The sequence below is a fragment of the Streptomyces sp. NPDC026589 genome (assembly GCF_040638385.1).
GTDB lineage: Bacteria > Actinomycetota > Actinomycetes > Streptomycetales > Streptomycetaceae > Streptomyces.
This window is the reverse complement of the sequence record NZ_JBEZYG010000008.1, coordinates 214,372-233,888: the sequence shown is the minus strand read 5'-3', so window position 1 is coordinate 233,888 and position 19,517 is coordinate 214,372. Positions and strand designations below refer to the sequence as shown.

Below are 19,517 nucleotides of genomic sequence, written 5' to 3'. Positions count from 1 at the left end.
GGGCCTCCTTCTCAGCCGCGTACCTACCAGCCAAACCCGTACCCGGAGATCGCACAAGGGTGCCCCCGAGTCGGAAGAATCCTGTTGCGCCCAGGCCGGGTTCCCCGTCAGCATGCCCCGTATGCACCACACGGGGGAGCGCCGGTGAGCGCGCGGCTGCGCGGAATCGCGCGCGGGACGGAAGCGGTCGTAGAGGCCGGGACATATCGCAACGCGGCAGGTCAGGACGTGTCCATCGCACGGGCCGTGGCCGCCGCGCTGTCCGGTACCAGGCTCTACGGGCCGGACCCGGTGCCCGTCGCGGCCCTGGACTCCGACCGCACCCCGCACTTCGAGGTCACCGGCGAGAGCAGCCTGGCCGCGGCCCGCAGGATGACCGGTGAGGCTTCCGGCCGGGTCGCCGTCCTCAGCTATGCCTCGGCCCGCAACCCCGGCGGCGGCTACCTCAACGGCGCGCAGGCCCAGGAGGAGGCCCTGTGCCGCGGCTCGGCCCTCCACGCGACCCTCCTGCGCGCCCCCGAGTACTACGCGCACCACCGCGCCGAACGCAGCGCCTTCTACACCGACCGGGTGATCCACTCGCCCGGGGTACCGGTCTTCCGGGACGACCGCGGCGCCTTCCTGGACGCCCCGTACACCGTAGGCTTCCTCACCTCGCCCGCGCCCAACGCCGGCGTGATCCGGCGGCAGACCCCCGAGGAGGGCCACCTCGTCCCGGCGGCCCTGGCCTCCCGCGCCGAACGGGTGCTGGAGGTCGCGGCGGTACGGGGCTACCGCAGACTGGTCCTGGGGGCCTGGGGCTGCGGGGTCTTCCAGAACGATCCGGCACAGGTGGCGGAGGCGTTCCGGGCGCTGCTCGGCGAGGGCGGCCGGTTCGGCGGCCACTTCGAGCAGATCGTCTTCGGGATCCTGGACCGGGGCCCCGAATCCGCCGTCCGGGCCGCCTTCACCCGGACCTTCACCTGACCCGGGGACCGGCGTCCGGACGACCATGCCCGGCGGGCCTCACCGCCGCCCGCCGCGTTGCCACCTCCCGCCGCCCCACCACCGCCCGCCGCGTCGCCGCTCAGCTCCAGCCGTACCGCTCTCGCAGCCGCCCGGCGACCCGGTCGAACCGCTCCCGGTCCAGGGCGCACGCCTCCCGGCGCATCCCGTCCTCGTGGACCCGCAGCACTCGCTCAAGGCCCGCCCAGGAAGGGCGCCCCGAGCTGTCCCAGGGGCCCGCGCCCAGCGACACCCACTCGTCTTCCCGGTCGTGCTGCTTGCTGGAGAGCTGGACGGCGAGCAGCGTGCCCGCCTCCTCGCGGGCCACGACGAGCACCGGCCGGTCCTTCCCCCGCCCGTCGTTCTCCTCGAAAGGCACCCAGGTCCAGACGATCTCACCGGGGTCGGGATCGCCGTCGCGATCGGGGGAGTAGGAGGTGCGCACGGAGCCCACGTCATCGGCATCGGCCTGCGTCGTGGCGGTCGGCCCGCTGCTTCCGGGCACGTCAAAGGGGTTGTCGGAACGGTACGCGCTGTCGTGGAACGTCATCGCAACACCGTAGAACCTCCACGGTCCGATCCCGGGAGCGGGGCGTCGGGCCGGGACCGCGGGGCGGCGTTCCGGCCACCGTGACCGGAGCAGATGGCCCCGGGCCGAAACCCGCTCCCACGGGTCTGGAAGACTGCCCGACGCCATGAGCCAGTTACCCAAGCAGCCCGCCGAAGTCTCCGTTCCGACCAGCGCCGATGTCGCGCGCCTCGCCGGAGTGTCCCGGGCCACCGTGTCATACGTACTGAACAACAACGCCACCGTCCGGATCAGCGAACCCACCCGACGCCGGGTCAGGGAGGCAGCCCTCCAGCTCGGTTACGTTCCGCACGCGGCTGCCCGCAGTCTGCGCGCCGGACACAGCCGCATGGTCCTGCTGCCGTCCGGCCACATACCCGCGGGACCACTGCACCAGTACTTCTTCGAGGAACTCCAGTCCGGGCTGCGCCGCCTGGACTACACCGTCGTCCAGTACGGCAGCGTCGGTCTCACCGCCGACGAGGCGGCCACGGCCTGGGCCGAACTGCGGCCCGTCGCCGTCGTCGTACCGCCCGGCATCGCCCTCACCCCCCACGGCACGGGCATCCTGACCCGCTCCGGAGCCAAGGCGGTGATCACCCTGGGCCCCGGCCCGGTGGCCGGAGCGCACGGCCTGGTCATGGACCAACGCCAGGTCGGCGCCAGCGCGGTGGAACACCTGCTGGCCCGCGGCCGTCGCCACATCGGCGTGGTCATGCCCCAGGAACCGGGCCGGGTGCCCTTCTCCGAACCCCGCCTCATCGGAGCACGTCGCGTCGCCGAACCGGCGGGGGCCCGTGTGTGCCCCCTCCCGCTGCGGTACGAGGAGGAGTCCGCTCACCAGCTGGCCGCCCGCTGGCCGGAACTGGGACTGGACGCGGTGTTCGCGTACAACGACGAGTACGCGATGCTGCTGATGCGGGCCCTCCAGGACGCCGGGGTGACCGTCCCCGCCGACACGGCGGTGATCGGCGCCGACGACTCCCTCATCGGCCGGCTGCTGCGTCCCCGGCTGAGCACGGTCCGGATGGAGCTCGCCATGCCGCAACCGCTGGCCGAGACGATCGACCGCATGGTCCAGCACCCGGGCGGACCACCGGTCCACCAGGACCTGCTCCGCACCAGCGCCGTGCACCGGGAATCCAGCTGACCGCCTCCGGCGCGACGACATGCGCGAAGCACTGCGGATGTCTAGCGTCGGAGGCATGAGCCACCCGCAGAGTTACGAGCTCCTCCTGATCCCCGACCACAGCAGGACGCGGACCGGAGCCCCCGGCCGGCCGATCCGGTCCGCGGTCGTCGCCGCCACCGGCGAGACGGGGGCCTCGGGCTACCCCCGGTACGCGGGCGAGGGCATGGCAGCGGACGTCGACCCGGAGACCCGGACGGTGGAGGCCGTGCTCATCGACGGCGAGGAACTGGACTACGGCATGTCGGTCCGCGTCGCCGGGGCCGAGGGGGAGCGCCCCGCGTCCTGAGAGCAGGAAAGCGAGAGAGCGAGAGAGCGAGAAGAAAGGAGAGAGGAGAGAGGAAGGGCTGGGGAAACCCTGGCTCGACGCCCCCGGGCACGACCGAGGGCCCCGACCGCGTACACCGTCTTCACGGTGTCGGTCAGGGCCCCAGGGCCGTGCCGGGCGCGGGGTAGGCCGGACTACGGGGCCTCCGGCTGTCCCTGGCCCGCCTCGGCCGCCCGCTTCTGCTCCTCGACGGACTTGCGGACCTCGTCCATGTCCAGCTTCCGGGCCTGCCCGATGACGTCCTCCAGAGCCGCCTCGGGCAGCGTACCGGGCTGCGAGAAGACCGCGACGTTGTCGCGGACGATCATCAGCGTCGGAATGGAACGGATCTCGAAGGCCGCCGCCAGCTCCTGCTGCGCCTCGGTGTCCACCTTGGCGAAGACGAGGTCGGGGTGGCGTTCGGAGGCCGAGTCGTAGACCGGCGCGAACTGCCGGCAGGGGCCGCACCAGGAAGCCCAGAAGTCGATCAGAACGAAATCGTTGTCGCTGACGACCTGATCGAAGTTTTCCTTGGTGAGCTCGACGGTGCTCATAGGGGGTATACCTCTTCCTCTGCCGGTGGGGTCCTCACGGGTCCTGCCCGGCACAACGGTGACTGCGCGTGCGCTATTCCGCCTGCCCATGTGGCCGGGGCGCACACCCGCGAGGACACTGTTTCCATGACTGACGCAGGGAAGAACTCCGAGCACTCCGAGTACGACGTAGTGGTCATCGGCGCGGGCCCGGTGGGGGAGAACGTGGCTGACCGGGCCCGCGCCGCCGGGCTCTCCGCAGCGGTGGTGGAGTCCGAGCTGGTCGGCGGCGAGTGTTCCTACTGGGCGTGCATGCCGAGCAAGGCGCTCCTGCGCCCCGTCGTCGCCCGCGCCGACGCCCGCCGGGTGCCGGGACTGAGCGCCGCGGTGCGGGGCCCCCTGGACGTGGAGGCCGTACTCGCCCACCGGGACGCGGAGGCGAGCCATTGGCAGGACGACGGCCAGGTCGCCTGGCTGGAGAGCGTCGGAGCGGACGTGTACCGGGGTACGGGGCGGCTCACCGGCCCCCGCGCGGTCACCGTCACCGCCCCCGACGGCACGGAGCACCGGCTCACCGCCCGGCACGCCGTCGCCGTCTGCACCGGCTCCCGGGCCGTGGTCCCCTCCCTCCCCGGCATCGAGGAGGCCCGCCCCTGGACCAGCCGCGAAGCCACCAGCGCCAAGGAGGCTCCCGGCCGGCTCGTGATCGTCGGCGGCGGCGTCGTGGGCGTGGAGATGGCGACCGTCTGGCAGGCGCTGGGCTCCGAGGTGACGCTGCTGATCCGGGGCGGCGGTCTGCTCCCGAAGATGGAGCCCTTCGCGGGCGAGCTGATCGCCGACGCGCTGGCGGAGGCCGGGGCCCGGATCCGTACGGGCGTCTCGGTCACCGCCGTCCACCGCCCCGCACCGGACGGCCCGGTCACCGTCGACCTGGACGACGGCGACCGTATCGAGGCCGACGAGATCCTCTTCGCCACGGGCAGGGCCCCGCGCACGGACGACCTGGGCCTGGAGACGGTCGGCCTCGAACCCGGCTCCTGGCTCACCGCGGACGACAGCTGCCGCGTCGACGGAACGGACTGGCTGTACGCGGTCGGGGACGTCAATCACCGCGCACTCCTGACCCACCAGGGCAAATACCAGGCCCGCATCGCGGGCGCGGCGATCGCCGCGCGCGCCGGGAACAGCCCCCTGGAGACCGCCCCCTGGGGCGCCCACGCGGCCACCGCCGACCACACGGCCGTCCCCCAGGTCGTCTTCACCGACCCGGAGGCCGCGTCCGTCGGCCTCACCCTCGCCGAGGCCGAACGCGCGGGCCACCGCGTACGCGCCGTCGACCACGACCTCGCCTCGGTCGCCGGCTCCGGCCTCTACGCCGACGGCTACCGGGGCCGCGCCCGGATGATCGTGGACCTGGACCGCGAGATCCTGCTCGGCGTCACCTTCGTCGGCCCGGGCATCGGTGAACTCCTGCACTCGGCGACGATCGCGGTCGCCGGGGAGGTTCCCATCGCCCGCCTGTGGCACGCGGTCCCGGCGTATCCGACGATCAGTGAGGTGTGGCTGCGACTGCTGGAGACGTTCAGGGGCTGAGTGCCGACGGCGAAGGGCCGCGCCTCCACGGCCCAGGGCCGTGGAGGCCGCACGCTCGGGCTTCGCCGCGGTGTCGTCGTCGCCCCGTTCCTTCACGTGGCCGAGGAACGCTTCGCGTCGTAAGGCAACCGGCCGCCTCCCAGCCTTGACGGTCAGCATGCTCCGCTCGACGTCGATGCGCTGCGCTGATCCCGTTGTCATTTGTCATCCGATGGACGACAATTCTGATGTCGTCGGCCGGCTGACAAGACAAGGGAGGTGCCGTGAACGCAGGAGACCAGCCGTCCACGGCCAGTACCGGCGCCCACAGCCCGGCGTCCTTCATCGCCGCGGCGGCGGCCCTCGCCGCCATGGACGACGCTCTGCGCGACGCGCAGAGCGTGTCCCCCGACGCCGTCGGCCCCGGCCCCGAGCAGGCGCTGGCCTCCCTGATGCTGCTGCGGCACGTGCGCGAGCATCTCGCCGGCTGGGAGACCGGCCTGATCGAAACCGCCCGCGGCGCGGGCGCCAGCTGGGCCGATCTCGCCCGCCCTCTCGGTGTCGCCAGCCGCCAGGCCGCCGAACGCCGCTACCTTCGCGGCCGCCCCGGCGCCGCCGGAACCACCGGCGAGCAGCGCGTGGCGGCCGCCCGTCAGGCAAGAGCCGCCGACCGCGCCACCGCCAACTGGGCCCGCGCCAACGCCGCCGACCTGCGCCGCCTCTCCGGGCAGATCGCCGCGCTCGCCCACCTCGCGCCCGGCGCGCGCTCGGCCCAGGACGCCCTGCATGCCGCTCTCGGCGCCGCGGACGCGGCTGAGCTCATCGCCCCGCTGGCCGGCATCCGCCCCTACCTCGATGCCCGTCATGCCCGCCTCGCCGAATCCCTGGACGCCCTGGACGCCCAGGCGCACAGCCACACGGCCGGTGATGACTGACTCCCACCACGCAGAGGCACGCCATGCGGGTGTGGCCCGACCCATGCCGAACCACGCCGGTGACGGTCAACGACCCGTCCCGGCCCTGCTCCGATTCCCTTCATGACGTTCCCACAGAAAGAGATCCACATGAGCGGCAGTGTCGAGACGCTGGAATTCCAGGCGGAGACCCGCCAGTTGCTCCGGTTGGTGATTCACTCGATCTACTCGAACAAGGACATCTTCCTGCGCGAGCTGATCTCCAACGCCTCCGACGCCCTGGACAAGCTGCGGCTGGAATCGCTGACCGACTCCAGCCTCGAAATCGAATCGGCCGACCTGCACATCGCCCTGGAAGCCGACCCGGAAGCCCGCACCTTGACCGTCCGTGACAACGGGATCGGCATGACCCGCGAGGACCTGGTGGAGCTGATCGGCACGATCGCCAAGTCCGGCACCGCCGGCCTGCTGGAGAAGATCAAGGAGTCCAAGGACGCCGCCACCGCCGAGAATCTGATCGGGCAGTTCGGCGTCGGCTTCTACTCGGCCTTCATGGTCGCCGACAAGGTCACCCTGTGCACCCGGCGGGCCGGCACCGACACCGGCACCCGGTGGGAGTCCGACGGCGAGGGCACCTACGTCATCCAGACCGCCGACGGCCTGCCCGTGGGCACCTCGGTCACCCTGCACCTGAAGCCCGCCGACAGCGAGGACGGACGCGCCGACTACCTCTCCGAGCCGAAGATCCGTCAGATCGTCAAGCAGTACTCGGACTTCATCCGCTGGCCCATCCGCATGGCCACCGAGCGCACCTCCGCTGATGGCGCGACCACCCGCGAGACCGACACGCTCAACTCGATGAAGGCACTGTGGGCCCGCCCCCGCACCGAGGTGAGCGAGGACGAGTACAACGAGTTCTACCAGCAGATCAGCCACGACTGGCTGCCCCCGGCCGAGACGATCCACATGCGCGCCGAAGGCACCTTCGAGTACGAGGCGCTGCTGTTCGTCCCCTCGCAGGCGCCCTTCGACCTGTTCTCCCGCGACACCAAGCCCGGCGTACAGCTGTACGTCAAGCGGGTGTTCATCATGGACGACTGCGAAGCGCTCATGCCCAACTACCTGCGCTTCGTCAAGGGCGTCGTGGACGCCCACGACCTGTCGCTGAACGTCTCGCGCGAGATCCTTCAGCATGACCGCCAGATCCACGGCGTGCGCCGACGCCTGGTCAAGAAGGTCCTCGGCGCCCTCAAGGACATGCAGTCCAAGGACGCCGAGCGCTACGCGAAGGTGTGGGAGCAGTTCGGCCGGGCCCTGAAGGAAGGCCTGGTCGAGGACGCGGACAACACCGATGCCCTGCTTCAGCTGGTGTCGGCAGCCTCCACCCACGACCCCGACAGGACCACCACGCTGCGCGAGTACGTCGAGCGCATGAAGGACGGTCAGGACACCATCTACTACCTGACCGGCGAGAGCCGCGCGATGGTGGAGAACTCCCCGCACATGGAAGCCGTCGCCGCGAACGGCTACGAGGTCCTGATCCTCACCGACCCCGTCGACGAGGTGTGGGTCGACCGGGTCCCGGCCTTCGACGGCCACCCTCTGCAGTCCATCGCCAAGGGCCAGGTCGACCTCGGCGAGTCCACCGACGGCGAGAAGGAGGGCGACGCCGCCAGGGCCCAGCGCGAGGAGGACTTCGCCGCCCTGCTGCCCTGGCTGACCACCGCCCTGTCCGAACAGGTCAAGCAGGTCCGCCTGTCATCACGCCTGACCACCTCGGCCGCCTGCATCGTCGGCGACGCCCACGACGTGACGCCGACCCTGGAGAAGATGTACCGGGCGATGGGCCAGGAGATGCCCACGGTCAAGAGGATCCTGGAACTCAACCCCTCGCACCCGCTGGTCACCGCCCTGCGCACGGCACACGAAGCAGGCGCCGACGACCCTGCGCTCACGGAGGTCGCCGAGCTGATCTACGGCAGCGCACTGCTCGCCGAAGGAGGCGACCTGCCCGATCCGGCCCGCTTCACCCGGCTGCTCGCCGACCGCCTGGCCCGCAGCCTGTAGGCACCGGGGGCGGCTCGGCACCGATGCGGCCGCCTGTGCCGGCGTTCCACACGGGGCACCGGCACAGGCGGCCGCATCGGTGCCGTCGCGCTGTCATCCGCTCCATGGGCCGGGCGCCGGCAGGGGCCGTCGTTCACGTTGGCCGATGTGCCGCGGTGGTCGACTCGTACCCCGTGGTGAAGTGGATCGGCCCCTCCCCGGAAGGGATGTGGAGAACGGCCCCGTCCAGTGACGGGGCGCCGCCCTCGACGGTCCGGCTCAGCAAGTCGACGCGGGCGCACAGACTGACGGAGGCGTCGTCGACGGCCACCAGCTCCATGTCATCGGCGGACATGATCAGATGGATGCCGAGCCGCCCGCCGGCCCTGACCACCTCGCGCAGGGCGGTGTGCAGTTCGGGGGCCAGCCGGTGGACCCGGGGGAAGTCGTCCACAGCCACGACCAGGTGCGGCGGGCGGCCCTGTTCGGAGACCCCGCGGGTGCCCGGGGAAGTGCTTCGCCGGCTCCAGATGTTCTCGCGGCGCCTCATTTCCCGCCGCAGCAGATCGCCCAGCGTCAGGACGTCCGTTCCACCTCGGCGAAGGCCGAGGAACGAGAAGTCGCGTGGACGCCGCGCGAACCGGTCGAAACCGCTGCGGTTGTCGTAGTCGGCGAGGATGAGATCCAACCCGTCGCCCGCCTGATGCGAGATCTGCTCCAGCATGCCCAGCAACACGTCTCTGCGTACCCGCGCCGGACGCCCCTGGATCAGCAGGTGATGACCATCGCCACTGCCGGACTCACCGCGCAGGTCGAGCCGTACGGAGTTCAGCTCGGCGTCGAAGCCGAGGGCGATCGTGAACGCATCGGTCTCCCGATTCGCCAGGGAGTCGAGAGCCTGGCGCAGCTGAAGTGCGGTGGGTCTGCGGGCGGGGTCGTCCTGAAGACAGGCGCGGAGAAGGCCGATGAAGGCGGGTTCGAGCGTCTCCCTGGCCGCCTCCAGGGCATCGGCCGGGCCCCCGTAGTAGCCCTGGCCGACCGCGGCCTCCACCAGGACGCACCCGAGCGCATAGACGTCGGCCTCCCGGCTCGGACCCTCCGTGGCGTCGTTCAGTTCCGGGGCCCGGTAACGCGGGTGCTGGCGATGGACGGACCAGTACCGGCTGTCCACATCGTCCACCGACGCGGTCAACCACCCCAGGATCTGTGCGTCGCGCCCTGCGATGAGTACCCTGCCGGACGTCAGGGCCCCATGGACCAGCCTCAGCTCGTGGGCCCGGGCCAGGCCGCCGGCGAGCTGACGGGCGACCGCCAGCAGGCCCGCATGGTGGAGGAGCCCGTGCCGGGTGGTGAAGTCATACAGGTTGGCTGCGGGTTGCGACGGATCGTCGAGGGAACACAGGACGGCGTGCCACGGTCGCTCGTGGTCGGGCTCCCACGCCATCAGAAGCGGGGCGCAGGAGCCGTTCATGCGCTGAAGTGCGAGGACTTCCGTCGCGATCAGGTCGTGGGCGCCGGGTTCCCCGTCCAGTCTCCGGATGACCAGCAGACGTCCCTCCCCGTCGTGCGCGAGGAAGACACCGCTCTCGACCGGTCCGTACTCGGCGAAGACGTCGTACGGCAGAGCCGACGGGCCCTCGAATCGTCGATCGGAGATCGTGAGCCCGCGCCACCGCGTCGCGTCGAGGTCGAGTGCCAGACCGGGCGGCAGCGGCCGCAGTTCCGGTGATTGCGGCGGAGCCTCGTGCTGGGAGACGTCCGGCGGCGAGACGCCGAGTCTGCGCAGGAGAGTCTCGCCCACCCAGCCGAACGGCCTTCGTGAGCCGGCCGATACCCGATCCGTGCCGCCCGGGTGAGGCAGCCAGGCCGGGAAGTCGGCCGGAGAGCTGCTGAGTTCGCTGAGGTGATCCGTCACCCTCCGTGTCGTGCGCACCAGTTCGGCGGGCGGAACGGTGCCGAGCAGAATCTGTCGGGTCTCCTCCGTGAAGTCGAACGTCCTCTGGTGCGGTGGGCGTTCCGTCTCGTCGGCGCTGCGCATGAGTCCGCCGAGGAAGACCTCGACCAGGTGGGACGTGTCCACGGCCGGAGTCACCGCGTGCTGGACGATGCGCATGACCGGCACGGGAAGGGGTGCGACGGAGGCCAGATGCGCCGCGAGGCGATAGGCGTCCGCGGACGCGGATTCCCGGAAGCGCATCACGGCTTCCCGCGCGCCGCCCGTACGATCGCGACGCGGCGAGCGGGGCTGGTCCGGAGCGGTGACCGTGCCGGGCGGCAGCGTGAGCAGGGGTAGAACCGCGGTTTCTCCCGGGGAGCCGATCAGCTGGGCCCACGTACCGACGACATCGCCGTCGGTGGCGAGCACCGGGACGGGTACCCCGTCGAAGGGGGCGAGTTCGGGGGGCAGTAACGGGTCCTCGATGTGCCAGGACCGGTTCGCCGCGCCTCGGCGCCTGGCCGTCACCCGCCACGACCGCGCGTCGATGCCCGTCCCGGCCCACAGGCGCCGGGGCAGCGTGTGCACCACCGCCGTCGGCCCGGCCGATGCGGCGCGCAGCAGCGCCTCGTGCATCGAGCCGTCCCGCCAGGACCCGCCGACACCGTCACTCATGACGAGCAGCAGCGTGTTGCCGGCCGGGTCGAGCACCGCGGACAGGGGCAGCGTCGCCGCGGAGGCGCCATAGGGGCGGCTGCGCAGCCGCGGCCCGGTGGGGCCGCGGGTGTCCAGGCCGTGGACGCGTACCTGCCGGAAGGCGCCGCAGCGTTCCAGCAGTCGTCGGAGCTCACCTGCGAGCCCCTGCCAGAGGAGCATCGAGACGCCGTCGTCGACAAGGACGGTCAGGTCGAGCCATCGCGTCGTCGCCGGGCGGAGCACGGCTTCCGGGAGCCCTGTCTCCGCCATGGCCGTGACCGTCGCGTCGACGTCGAGTTCGCTGCGCAGGAAGTCGGGGCGCATCTGCTTCAAGGGACGGAGGGCCCGCCCGAGGCGGAGTTCCGCGCCGCCGAGCGCCTTGACACCGGGAGCTCGTACGGCCATCGCCGACCGGTCGGAACGGGCAGGGGGCTCGTGCACGACAGGAGCGGCGTGCAGGCCGGTCTCCCGCGCCGGCCGAAGGACGGGGCCGGGCTCACCATCCGTCGTCGCCGTGTTCCGCGCGTCGTGGCCCGGCAGCGGGGGAGCGAACGGGGTGGGGTCATCGGCGTCCTGATGGGCGGGAGCCACGGCCGGAGGTTCGGCGAGGGCCGCCGCGCGGGCGAGTGCCGTGGCGGCGGATGGGGGCAGCCGTGCGGCCAGCCAGAGGACATCGAGGAGTTCCTCGGCGTCGAGCGGCTCGCCCTCCGCTGCCAGGGCCCCGCGGATCCGCCCGAGCTCCGGCCGGCCGGTCACAAGGTTCTGCCGAGGCGGTGCAGTACGGCGTCCAGCAGCCCCTCGGCGTCCAGTTCGACGCCTCCGCGGCGCAGGAAGACGGCGTTGAGTAGCTGGTCCGTGGCCAGTTCACCGCGGGCCCTGCGGGCGAGGAACGCGCGCATCAAGTCGTCGAACCCGTCCGTGCCGCCCTCCTCGCCGTCCGGGTCCAGGTGGGCGGAGACGATGGCGCGCAGCCGCTCCTCGTCCGGTTCCGGAAGGTCCAGACGGACGCATCGGCGCAGGAAGGCGGGCGGGAAGTCGCGTTCGCCGTTGCTCGTGATGACGACGACGGGGAACGCGGTGCAGCGGATACGTCCGCGAACGACGTCCGTCCAGGCGTCGGAGTCGGCGGTCATGACGCTCACGGCGGACTGCTCCTCCGTGAGCCGTGCCAGCTCAGGGATCTCGAACTCGCCCTCCTCGAAGACGTTGAGCAGGTCGTTCGGCAGGTCGGCGTCGCCCTTGTCCAGTTCGTCCACGAGGAGGACACGTGGCGAAGCCGACGGCACGAGCGCGGTACCGAGAGGACCGAGACGTACGTAGGAGCCGATGCCGGGTTCTTCCTGCTGCGAGTCGTCATCGCCCTGTGCGTTCCTGCGCCTGTTCGTTTCGCGGAGGCGGCCGATCGCGTCGTAACGGTAGAGGGCGTCCTGGAGGGTGGTGCGGCTGTTGACCGGCCAGTGCAGGACGCGGCCCAGGGACAGCTCATGGGCGAGGGCGTGTGCGAGGGAGGACTTGCCCGTCCCCGGGTGCCCGGTGACCAGCAGTGGCCTGCGCAGGAGGAGCGCGGCGTTGACGACATCGGCCTCCTGCGGGCCGATCAGATACGGCCGGGAACGCCGGGAGCGTGCTTCCTTGTCCCCGAAGCGCCTCCACGGCGGTGCCTCGGGGAAGGAGACGTGGCGTGCCCGGCCGTCGCCCTTGAACAGCCGCCAGTCGGAGTCCTGTCGGCTGTCGGCCGCTCCATGGTGCCCTTGAGGTGCCTGGGCCGTCATCGTGTGTCTGCCTTCTTGTCGGGGAGGTACGAGGGAAGGTCGGGGAGGTTCGAAGGGCTACGGCGCCGGCGCGTCATGCGGGATCCGCGAAGTGCAGGGGTTCGGGCAGGGACAGCTCGGTGTCGTGCCATACGAGGGCCGGTCTCGCGGCGGAGAGGCCCGCCTCCGCTCCGTAGACGGCGGAGCGGAGGTTCTGAAGCCGCTGCGGGAGCTTGTCCAGCGGGCCGGTCGGATCGAGGGGATCGAGCCGGGGGGCGTCGTCGTGCGACGCCGCTGCCCGGTCCCAGAGGACGACGGGTACGCCCATCGCCAGGCACACCGGCAGAAGACGGCTTCGCTGCTGCGGTGGGCCGTGCAGGACGACCCGGACGGTGTCGCGGTGCGTGGTGCTCAGCAGTTCGTAGAGATGCTGAATATCGAGGGAGGGATCGCCGACCACGAGCGGATGAGGTTCGTCGGCAGCCCAGCGGCGTTGGACCTCGCCGTCGGTCCTGACGATGAACTCGGGGCACCGGAGGGCGACTTGGTAGCGGCTGCCCAAGGCCACGCTGAGGCCGCTGACATCGGGGAGGACGTCCCTGAGCCCGGCGAGTTCGGGGAGGCCATCAGCCAGCTCACTGCCCGTTTCCCAGCCGTCGACGTCGATCTCGAGATGGGCGGGGCCGACGACCACGTCCACCTGGGAGGGGGCGGGCTCGCCCGCCACGCGGCTGCCTTCCGCGGTCCGGCGCAGCAGCCTGCCGATCTCCTCGGGTGTCAGGAAGCCCTTCGGAGTGGTGACGCCCACGCGTGTGCCGTCCCTGTGCCAGAGCCAGATCTCGCAGCGGTAGCGGCCGGTCGGCTCGCCGTCCGCCGCGGTGAGGCGGGCGCCGACGCGGGTGACGGGGGACGGCCGGTGGGCGGCCCATGCCTCGGCGTCGGCCCGCCGCTCCGCCAGCGCCGAGGGGCTGATTCCCAGTCGGTCGGCGACGCGGTCGCACCATCCGCGCAGACTCTTGCGACGGGTGATGTCGGTGGTGGCCGCGGCGGTGAACTCGGTCAGTCTGAGCAGCGCGGGAACCGGGACGGACCGAGCGGCCGCGAGACCGCCGTCGGGGTAGTCCTCCAGGTCGAGGACGATCGCGTCGACGTCCACCGCCGTAGGACGGGAGGCCTGCGAGAGCACGATCGGCAGGTTCATGAACCGGAGTGCCTCACGGGCGGCGCGCGCGATCAGACCGGGGTCGGCGTGAACGCTCGCCTGGAGGAACGCGACGAGTTGACGGTGTTCGGCGAAGGAGAGCAGCCGGACGTGGTCCTCGACGCGGCCCAGTGCCAGCAGGGCGCTCAGCGCGCGGCGCCGGGGAGGGTCGTGCTCGACGGCCGGCGCCAGCGACTCCGACAGCGTCGCGAGTGCCCGGTCCTCCGTGAGCAGGACCCCCGCCAGCTCGTCGAGGGCGGGCGCCTGTGTCCCGCCCGCCGGCACATCGCACCCCAGGGCGAACGAGAGATCGCGGCAGTGGTCGGTCCGCCTCACCGGGTCGTCCAGCAGGATGCGCAACAGGGGCACCATCGCCTGTACGGAGGTCTCGCCGGGGCCCGTGGTGCGGCCCCGCCGCACCACCTGGCACTCCGCGACGACGTCACCGGCCCCCGCCCGCGTCATCTCCTCCCGTATGGTCTGCCAGGGCACGGCCCATCCCCGGCGCACGGTGTCCTGGGCCTTGAGGGCCGGACCGTCCGTCATCACCTGCGCGACGGCGAGTCCGGCGACCGTGGCATCGGATCTGACCCACAGGGGACCACCGCTGTATCCGGGGCCGATCGCAGCCCCGGTCAGGGATCCGTCCAAATAGCAGCAGCCATCGTGCTGGAGGCCCGCGACGGTGTTCGCGTAGGTGATCGCGGCGCCGCCACCGTGCCAGGCCCGCAGCTCCATGCCTTCCAGCATGTCCTGCCAGACGACGGGCCTGCTCCAGTCGGGGGCGGGTTCGTCGAGGTCCAGCACCGCCAGGTCACCGCCCCACACAGGGCTGCCGGCCCGTCTCTGGGGCGGCAGCCACAGCGAGACGCGGCCGGTTCCCACACCGGCGGCCGCGTCGGCGCCACGGAAGGAGACGGCGAACGCCCCGTCGTGCCCGGGGTGTTCGGGGCTCAGCAACTCGCGGCCCAGAGCGTCGTTGACGACGTGGGCGCAGGTGAGGATGCGGCGGGCGGAGAGGAGCACCGCACCGCCCGCCGCCCTGGAGTCACTCGTACGCAGCAGTGCGGTGTGGGAGCCGGGTGCTGAACGGCGGCTGAACCAGCCCATCCTAGACCTCGCCGGAACCCTTGTTCTGCCAGGTGGCACTCACCGTCATCGTCGCCTGGCCGTTCACCCCCACGATCCCGAGCTTGAGGTCCTGGCCGATCTGGACACCGAACTCGACCGTCAGTTCCTGGGGTGGATGCGCGGTGCCGGTGACCGACGCGTGGACTTCCTCGAGAAGCGGACCGAGAGGGCTGAGCGCGGACTTCAGCACGTCCTGTGCCACCTCGGCGGCGCGTCGCCCCCTGGCCACGGGTGTGGCGGTTCCGAAGTTGTCGGGGAGGTCTCCGTCGTCCGGGGCGGCCACGGCGGCAGGGAGCGGGGCTGGTTCCCCCACGGCGGCCAACTCCACGCGTAACGCGGCTCCGCCGAGGTCGAGTTCAAGGTATTCCGGCATGCCCCGCATTGTGCACGAATCGAGGAACCCGCCGGGGCGGATGTCACAAGTTCGTTGGGCTCCCGCGGGCGGGAGCGCCTCTCCTGCGGGAAGGGCACCGGAATGCGAGGAGGTGGGACACGGTGGAGGCCGCCCCTGGTGTCACACCGTCCCCCTTGTCCGCGGCTTCCGCCCTCCGGCCGCGCTGCCGGCGCCCCCGGCGTGCCCTGTCCGGACAAGGTCTCGGCGAGCGAACGCGGCTCGTCCGTGGGGGCCGCCACTCCATGAAATATACCCCCGGGGGTAAGAGTGTTACGGTGAATTGCATACCCCCGGGGGTAATATTTCGTCGGAAGGAGACTCTCGTGTTCTTCGTTGAAGCCATCGAGCTGGAGGGCTTGGGCAACCGCAGCTACCTGGCCGGTGGCCGGCGGGCGGCGGTCGCCGTGGATCCGCCACGTGACATCGACCGGGTGCTGGCCGCCGCGGCCCGGCGTGGTGTGGCGATCACCCATGTGGTCGAGACGCACATCCACAACGACTATGTGACCGGCGGTCTTGAGCTGGCCCGTATCACCGGAGCCGCCTACCACGTTCCGGCCGGCGCGCACGTCTCGTTCGCCCGGACCGCCGTGTCCGACGGCGACACCGTCGTCATCGACGCGGAACTGGTCCTGGGCGCGGTGGCGACTCCCGGGCACACGCCGCACCACATGTCGTACGTGCTGAGCGAGGCGGGCAGGCCTGTCGCGGCGTTCACGGGCGGTTCTCTCCTGATCGGTACGGTGGGGCGGCCCGATCTCGTGGAGCCGCGGCTCACCGAGCAGCTGGCCCGTGCCCAGCACGCCTCCGCCCGCCGCCTCGCGGACGTGCTGCCGGACGGGACCGAGGTGCTGCCGACGCATGGGTTCGGCAGCTTCTGCTCGTCCGCCCAGGCCGACGGGGAGGCGACCACGATCGGCAGGGAGAAGACGGTCAATCCGGCTCTCACCGTGGATGTGGACACCTTCGTCGCCGAGCTGCTGGCGGGGCTGGAGGATGTGCCCGCGTACTACGCGCACATGAGCCCCGTCAACGCCGCCGGGCCCGCACCCGTGGACCTGACCGTGCCGACCGTGGCCGACCCCCACGACATCGCCGCGCGGCTCGCGGCGGGGGAGTGGGTGGTGGATCTGCGTAACCGCGTCGCTTTCGCCGAAGGACATGTCGCGGGATCGTTCAACTTCGAGGCGGACGGCAAGCTCGCCACGTACCTCGCCTGGTTGATCCCCTGGGGCAAGCCGGTGACCCTGCTCGCCGAGTCGGCCGAGCAGCTTGCCGCGGCCCAGCGGGAGCTGGTGCGCGTCGGCATCGACCGCCCGGCGGCCGCCGCGACCGGCGGTCCCGCGGACTGGCTTCGCGCCGGCGAGAGCGCCGCGTCCTTTCCCCGTGCCACGTTCGCCGAACTGGCCGGTCAGGAGAGGGGCCGGATCGTCGTCCTGGACGTACGCCGCTCGTCCGAACGGGCGGAGGGGTGGATCGAGGGCTCGGTGCACATCCCGATCCACCGGATCCACCGCCGTATCGACGACGTGCCCGACGGCACGGTCTGGGTGCACTGTGCGGGCGGTATGCGCGCCGGCATCGCCGCGTCGCTGCTGGACGCGGCGGGGCGGGACGTGGTCGCCGTGGACGACGGTTTCGACGCCGCGGCAGCGGCCGGGCTGAGCGTCGTCACCGAAGAAGGGTGACGTCGATGTTCCTCTTTCGATTCCGAGGTCGTGGAGAACGCCTGTCCGTCGGCGAGGCGCGCACCCGCACCGGCGGGGAGCGGCCCGCAGCCGTTCTGCTGGACGTGCGGGAGAAGTCCGAGTGGCGAACCGGCCACGCCCCCGGCGCGGTGCACGCGCCGCTGAGCGCCCTCGCCGCGGGCGCGCCGCTCCCGGCTGCGGCCGCGAGGGGGAGGCCGCTAGGGCGTGTTTCGAAAGTCCCGCCTGCTCGGCGACGCCTGGCACGCACGCTCGCCGCGTTGTCGGGATCACCCCGATACATCCAGTATCGGGGCGACCCTCCGCCTTGCGATCGCACGCACCAGACGCCGCCGAGCCCGCCCTTCGGGCGGACGGCGCTACTTTCGAAACACGCCCTAGTGGTGATCTGCCGCAGCGGGCAGCGCTCGCGGCGGGCCGTGAGCCTGCTCGCCGAGCGGGGAGCGGACGTGGTGGACGTCAAGGGCGGCATGATCGCGTGGGCCGCCGCAGGGTTGCCGGTGATCGACGAGCGCGGTGACGGCGGCTCGATAGCGTGAGCACCTTGGTCCTCGCCCTCGTCGCCGGGACGGTGATCGGCCTGGCGCTCGGCGCGCTCGGCGGCGGTGGCGGTGTCCTGGCGGTTCCGGCACTGATCTACCTGCTCGGCTTCTCGGCGGCCTCGGCCACCACGGCCAGTCTGATCATCGTCACCGCCACCTCGGCCACCGCTCTCTACGCCCACGCCAGAGACGGCCATGTCGCCTGGAAGGCCGGGGTGTCGATGGCGGCCGCGGGAGTCCTTCCGGCGTTCCTCGCCGGAGCCGTCGCCGATCGCCTGCCCGAAGCGGCTCTCACGGCGGCGTTCGCGGTGATCGCCGCCCTGGCGGCGCTGCGGATGCTGCGGCCCTCCGCGGCCGAGCCGACGGAGGGGGTACGGCCCGCGAAGGCGGCCGGAACCGGCGCCGGTCTCGGCGCCGTGACGGGATTCCTCGGGGTGGGAGGCGGATTCCTCGCCGTGCCCGCCCTCGTCGGAGTCCTCGGCCTGCGGATGAAGCAGGCCGTGGGCACCAGCCTCCTGGTCATCACCGTCAACAGCCTCGCCGCCCTCGGGGCCCGGTCGGGAACCGGCGACGACCTTCGATGGGAGGTGATAGCCCCCTTCGCCGGAGCGGCGATCCTGGGAGCCTGGGACGGCAGACGGCTGGCGGCGAAGGTCTCCGGCGCCACTCTGCGGAGAGTCTTCGCCTACACCCTGTTCGCGGTGGCGGCCTTCATGATCGTCGACGTGGTCGTCTGAGCCCCGGGCCCGGTCGTCGAACTGCCGTCGTCGCCCGGAGGGCGGCCCTGCGGGGCCAGGCGGCAGTTCGACGACCGGGCCCCAGGGCCGCCCGGCGTCAGGCGAGCGAGAGGAAGAGCTTCTCCAGCCGGGCGCGCATCTCGTCCTGGGACTCGGCGGAACGCCGGCCCTCCTCCACCTCGGTCAGGCACTGCTGGAGCCCGGTCGCGATGATCGCGAACCCGGCCCGGTCCAGCGCCCGCGACGCCGCCGCCAGCTGGGTGACGACGTCCTCGCAGTCCCGCCCCTCCTCGATCATCCGGATCACCCCGGAGATCTGCCCCTGCGCCCGGCGCAGCCGGTTCAGGACCGACTTGAGCTCCGCTCCTGCCAGATCAAGCTCCATCATCACTCCTCATGAATACCCCCAGGGGTAATGTACTCCCCCTTGGTGGGGGCCCCACCGACAGAAAAGGATGACACCCGCCATGACCACGCCCACCGTCCTCGCCACCCACGAGACTCGCGGCCGCCTCCACGAGCTGACCGTCATCGACGTCCGCACGCCCGGTGAGTACGCCGGCGGCCACCTGCCCGGTGCCCTCAACATTCCCCTCGACCGGATCCAGTCGGCCCTCACCGATATCCGGCAGGCCGCGGACCGGGGTGAGGTCCTGGTCGTCTGCGCGTCCGGAGCCCGCTCGGAGAACGCCTGCCGCGTCCTCGCCGAGAACGGCATCACCACCGCCACGCTCAGCGGTGGCACCAACGCCTGGGCGGCCGACGGTCACGACCTGCACCGCCCCCAGGGAACCCGTGCGGTCTGGGGCATGGAGCGGCAGGTCCGCCTCGCCGCCGGAACCCTCGTCCTCCTGGGCCTGCTCCTCGGCCTCCTCGTCCACCCCGCGTTCCAGATCCTTTCGGCGGGCATCGCGGCCGGGTTGGTCTTCTCTGCCCTGACCAATACCTGCGGCATGGCCGCGATGCTCGCCAAGCTGCCCCACAACCGAACCGGCGCGGCCGATCTCGACGCCACTCTCGCGGCACTGCGCAGGCGCTGATCAGGCGCTGACCGGGCGCGACGGAAGAGAAGCGCTCAGGACGGCGAGGCGGTGACGGGCGGGAGGGCCCGCGCCCCAGGGGCTTCAGCCCTCGGGGTGCAGGAGGCCGCGCTCGTAGGCCTTCACCAGGCGTCGCGGCACCTGGTGGACGGAACCGTCGATCGTGACGGGCACCAGCTGAGGCGTCACGGCCTTCCACTGGGCGCGACGGTGACGGGTGTTGCTGCGGGACATCTTCCGCTTCGGGACTGCCATGGGTACCACCTTCGT

General features: G+C 71.8%; 17 protein-coding genes and 2 pseudogenes. 11 read left to right on the top strand and 8 right to left on the bottom strand.

Annotation, left to right across the window (positions count from 1 at the left end; translation table 11 throughout):
- The first annotated feature begins 144 nt into the window (after positions 1–144).
- Positions 145–966 (top strand): TIGR02452 family protein, encoded by an 822-nt coding sequence (locus tag AB0F29_RS16560; RefSeq protein ID WP_361872511.1) that lies wholly within the window; start codon positions 145–147, stop codon positions 964–966.
- Positions 967–1,066: 100 nt separating this feature from the next.
- Here AB0F29_RS16560 and AB0F29_RS16555 read toward each other — a convergent pair whose 3' ends face one another.
- Positions 1,067–1,534, bottom strand: a complete 468-nt coding sequence (locus AB0F29_RS16555; protein ID WP_361872508.1) for a type II toxin-antitoxin system PemK/MazF family toxin — start codon at positions 1,532–1,534, stop codon at positions 1,067–1,069.
- 145 nt (positions 1,535–1,679) lie between these two features.
- Here AB0F29_RS16555 and AB0F29_RS16550 point away from each other — a divergent pair, with 145 nt between their 5' ends.
- Complete coding sequence (locus tag AB0F29_RS16550; protein ID WP_018955722.1) at positions 1,680–2,702, top strand: LacI family DNA-binding transcriptional regulator; 1,023 nt, start codon at positions 1,680–1,682, stop codon at positions 2,700–2,702.
- Positions 2,703–2,757: 55 nt separating this feature from the next.
- Complete coding sequence (locus AB0F29_RS16545; RefSeq protein ID WP_361872505.1) at positions 2,758–3,030, top strand: hypothetical protein; 273 nt, start codon at positions 2,758–2,760, stop codon at positions 3,028–3,030.
- A 173-nt stretch (positions 3,031–3,203) separates the two neighbouring features.
- On the opposite strand, the gene trxA is transcribed toward AB0F29_RS16545, so the two are convergent.
- Positions 3,204–3,602, bottom strand: a complete 399-nt coding sequence (trxA, locus tag AB0F29_RS16540; RefSeq protein WP_361872502.1) for a thioredoxin — start codon at positions 3,600–3,602, stop codon at positions 3,204–3,206.
- A 126-nt stretch (positions 3,603–3,728) separates the two neighbouring features.
- Between trxA and AB0F29_RS16535 the strand changes: the two genes are divergently transcribed.
- The 3 genes from AB0F29_RS16535 (at position 3,729) to htpG (ending at position 8,134) form a co-directional block, all read left to right on the top strand.
- The gene (locus tag AB0F29_RS16535; protein ID WP_361872499.1) at positions 3,729–5,174 is read left to right on the top strand and encodes an NAD(P)/FAD-dependent oxidoreductase; all 1,446 of its coding nucleotides are present in this window, start codon (positions 3,729–3,731) and stop codon (positions 5,172–5,174) included.
- A gap of 263 nt (positions 5,175–5,437) precedes the next feature.
- Positions 5,438–6,088, top strand: coding sequence for a type III effector protein (locus tag AB0F29_RS16530; protein ID WP_361872497.1), 651 nt, complete (start codon positions 5,438–5,440; stop codon positions 6,086–6,088).
- Between the two features lie 129 nt (positions 6,089–6,217).
- Complete coding sequence (htpG, locus tag AB0F29_RS16525) at positions 6,218–8,134, top strand: molecular chaperone HtpG (protein WP_361872712.1); 1,917 nt, start codon at positions 6,218–6,220, stop codon at positions 8,132–8,134.
- A 133-nt stretch (positions 8,135–8,267) separates the two neighbouring features.
- Here htpG and AB0F29_RS16520 read toward each other — a convergent pair whose 3' ends face one another.
- The 4 genes from AB0F29_RS16520 to AB0F29_RS16505 form a co-directional block, all read right to left on the bottom strand.
- Positions 8,268–11,501 carry an SAV_2336 N-terminal domain-related protein gene (locus AB0F29_RS16520; protein WP_361872494.1) on the bottom strand — a complete coding sequence of 1,078 codons (3,234 nt, stop codon included), beginning with the start codon at positions 11,499–11,501 and terminating at the stop codon, positions 8,268–8,270.
- Complete coding sequence (locus AB0F29_RS16515) at positions 11,498–12,517, bottom strand: AAA family ATPase (protein ID WP_361872491.1); 1,020 nt, start codon at positions 12,515–12,517, stop codon at positions 11,498–11,500. The genes AB0F29_RS16520 and AB0F29_RS16515 overlap by 4 nt, the downstream gene beginning before the upstream one ends.
- A 73-nt stretch (positions 12,518–12,590) precedes the next feature.
- Complete coding sequence (locus AB0F29_RS16510; RefSeq protein ID WP_361872489.1) at positions 12,591–14,807, bottom strand: trypsin-like peptidase domain-containing protein; 2,217 nt, start codon at positions 14,805–14,807, stop codon at positions 12,591–12,593.
- A 1-nt stretch (position 14,808) separates the two neighbouring features.
- A complete protein-coding gene (locus tag AB0F29_RS16505) occupies positions 14,809–15,201 on the bottom strand; it encodes a CU044_2847 family protein (RefSeq protein ID WP_361872486.1) in 393 nt (130 codons plus the stop codon).
- A gap of 344 nt (positions 15,202–15,545) precedes the next feature.
- Here AB0F29_RS16505 and AB0F29_RS16500 point away from each other — a divergent pair, with 344 nt between their 5' ends.
- The 4 genes and pseudogenes from AB0F29_RS16500 (at position 15,546) to AB0F29_RS16485 (ending at position 18,207) form a co-directional block, all read left to right on the top strand.
- Positions 15,546–16,910 carry an MBL fold metallo-hydrolase gene (locus AB0F29_RS16500; RefSeq protein ID WP_361872484.1) on the top strand — a complete coding sequence of 455 codons (1,365 nt, stop codon included), beginning with the start codon at positions 15,546–15,548 and terminating at the stop codon, positions 16,908–16,910.
- 5 nt (positions 16,911–16,915) lie between these two features.
- Positions 16,916–17,131, top strand: a pseudogene (locus AB0F29_RS16495) (rhodanese-like domain-containing protein); the annotation flags it as partial.
- A gap of 174 nt (positions 17,132–17,305) precedes the next feature.
- Positions 17,306–17,467: pseudogene (locus AB0F29_RS16490) on the top strand (rhodanese-like domain-containing protein); the annotation flags it as partial.
- Entirely contained in the window at positions 17,464–18,207 is a 744-nt protein-coding gene (locus AB0F29_RS16485; protein WP_361872481.1) for a sulfite exporter TauE/SafE family protein, read from the top strand. The pseudogene AB0F29_RS16490 and the gene AB0F29_RS16485, both read left to right, overlap by 4 nt.
- A gap of 97 nt (positions 18,208–18,304) precedes the next feature.
- On the opposite strand, the gene AB0F29_RS16480 is transcribed toward AB0F29_RS16485, so the two are convergent.
- Positions 18,305–18,592, bottom strand: a complete 288-nt coding sequence (locus tag AB0F29_RS16480) for a metal-sensitive transcriptional regulator (protein WP_018955745.1) — start codon at positions 18,590–18,592, stop codon at positions 18,305–18,307.
- A gap of 82 nt (positions 18,593–18,674) precedes the next feature.
- Here AB0F29_RS16480 and AB0F29_RS16475 point away from each other — a divergent pair, with 82 nt between their 5' ends.
- On the top strand, positions 18,675–19,247 hold the full coding sequence (locus AB0F29_RS16475) for a rhodanese-like domain-containing protein (RefSeq protein WP_361872477.1): 573 nt from the start codon (positions 18,675–18,677) through the stop codon (positions 19,245–19,247).
- An 84-nt stretch (positions 19,248–19,331) separates the two neighbouring features.
- Here AB0F29_RS16475 and rpmF read toward each other — a convergent pair whose 3' ends face one another.
- Entirely contained in the window at positions 19,332–19,502 is a 171-nt protein-coding gene (gene rpmF / locus AB0F29_RS16470; RefSeq protein WP_361872474.1) for a 50S ribosomal protein L32, read from the bottom strand.
- Positions 19,503–19,517 lie beyond the last annotated feature (15 nt).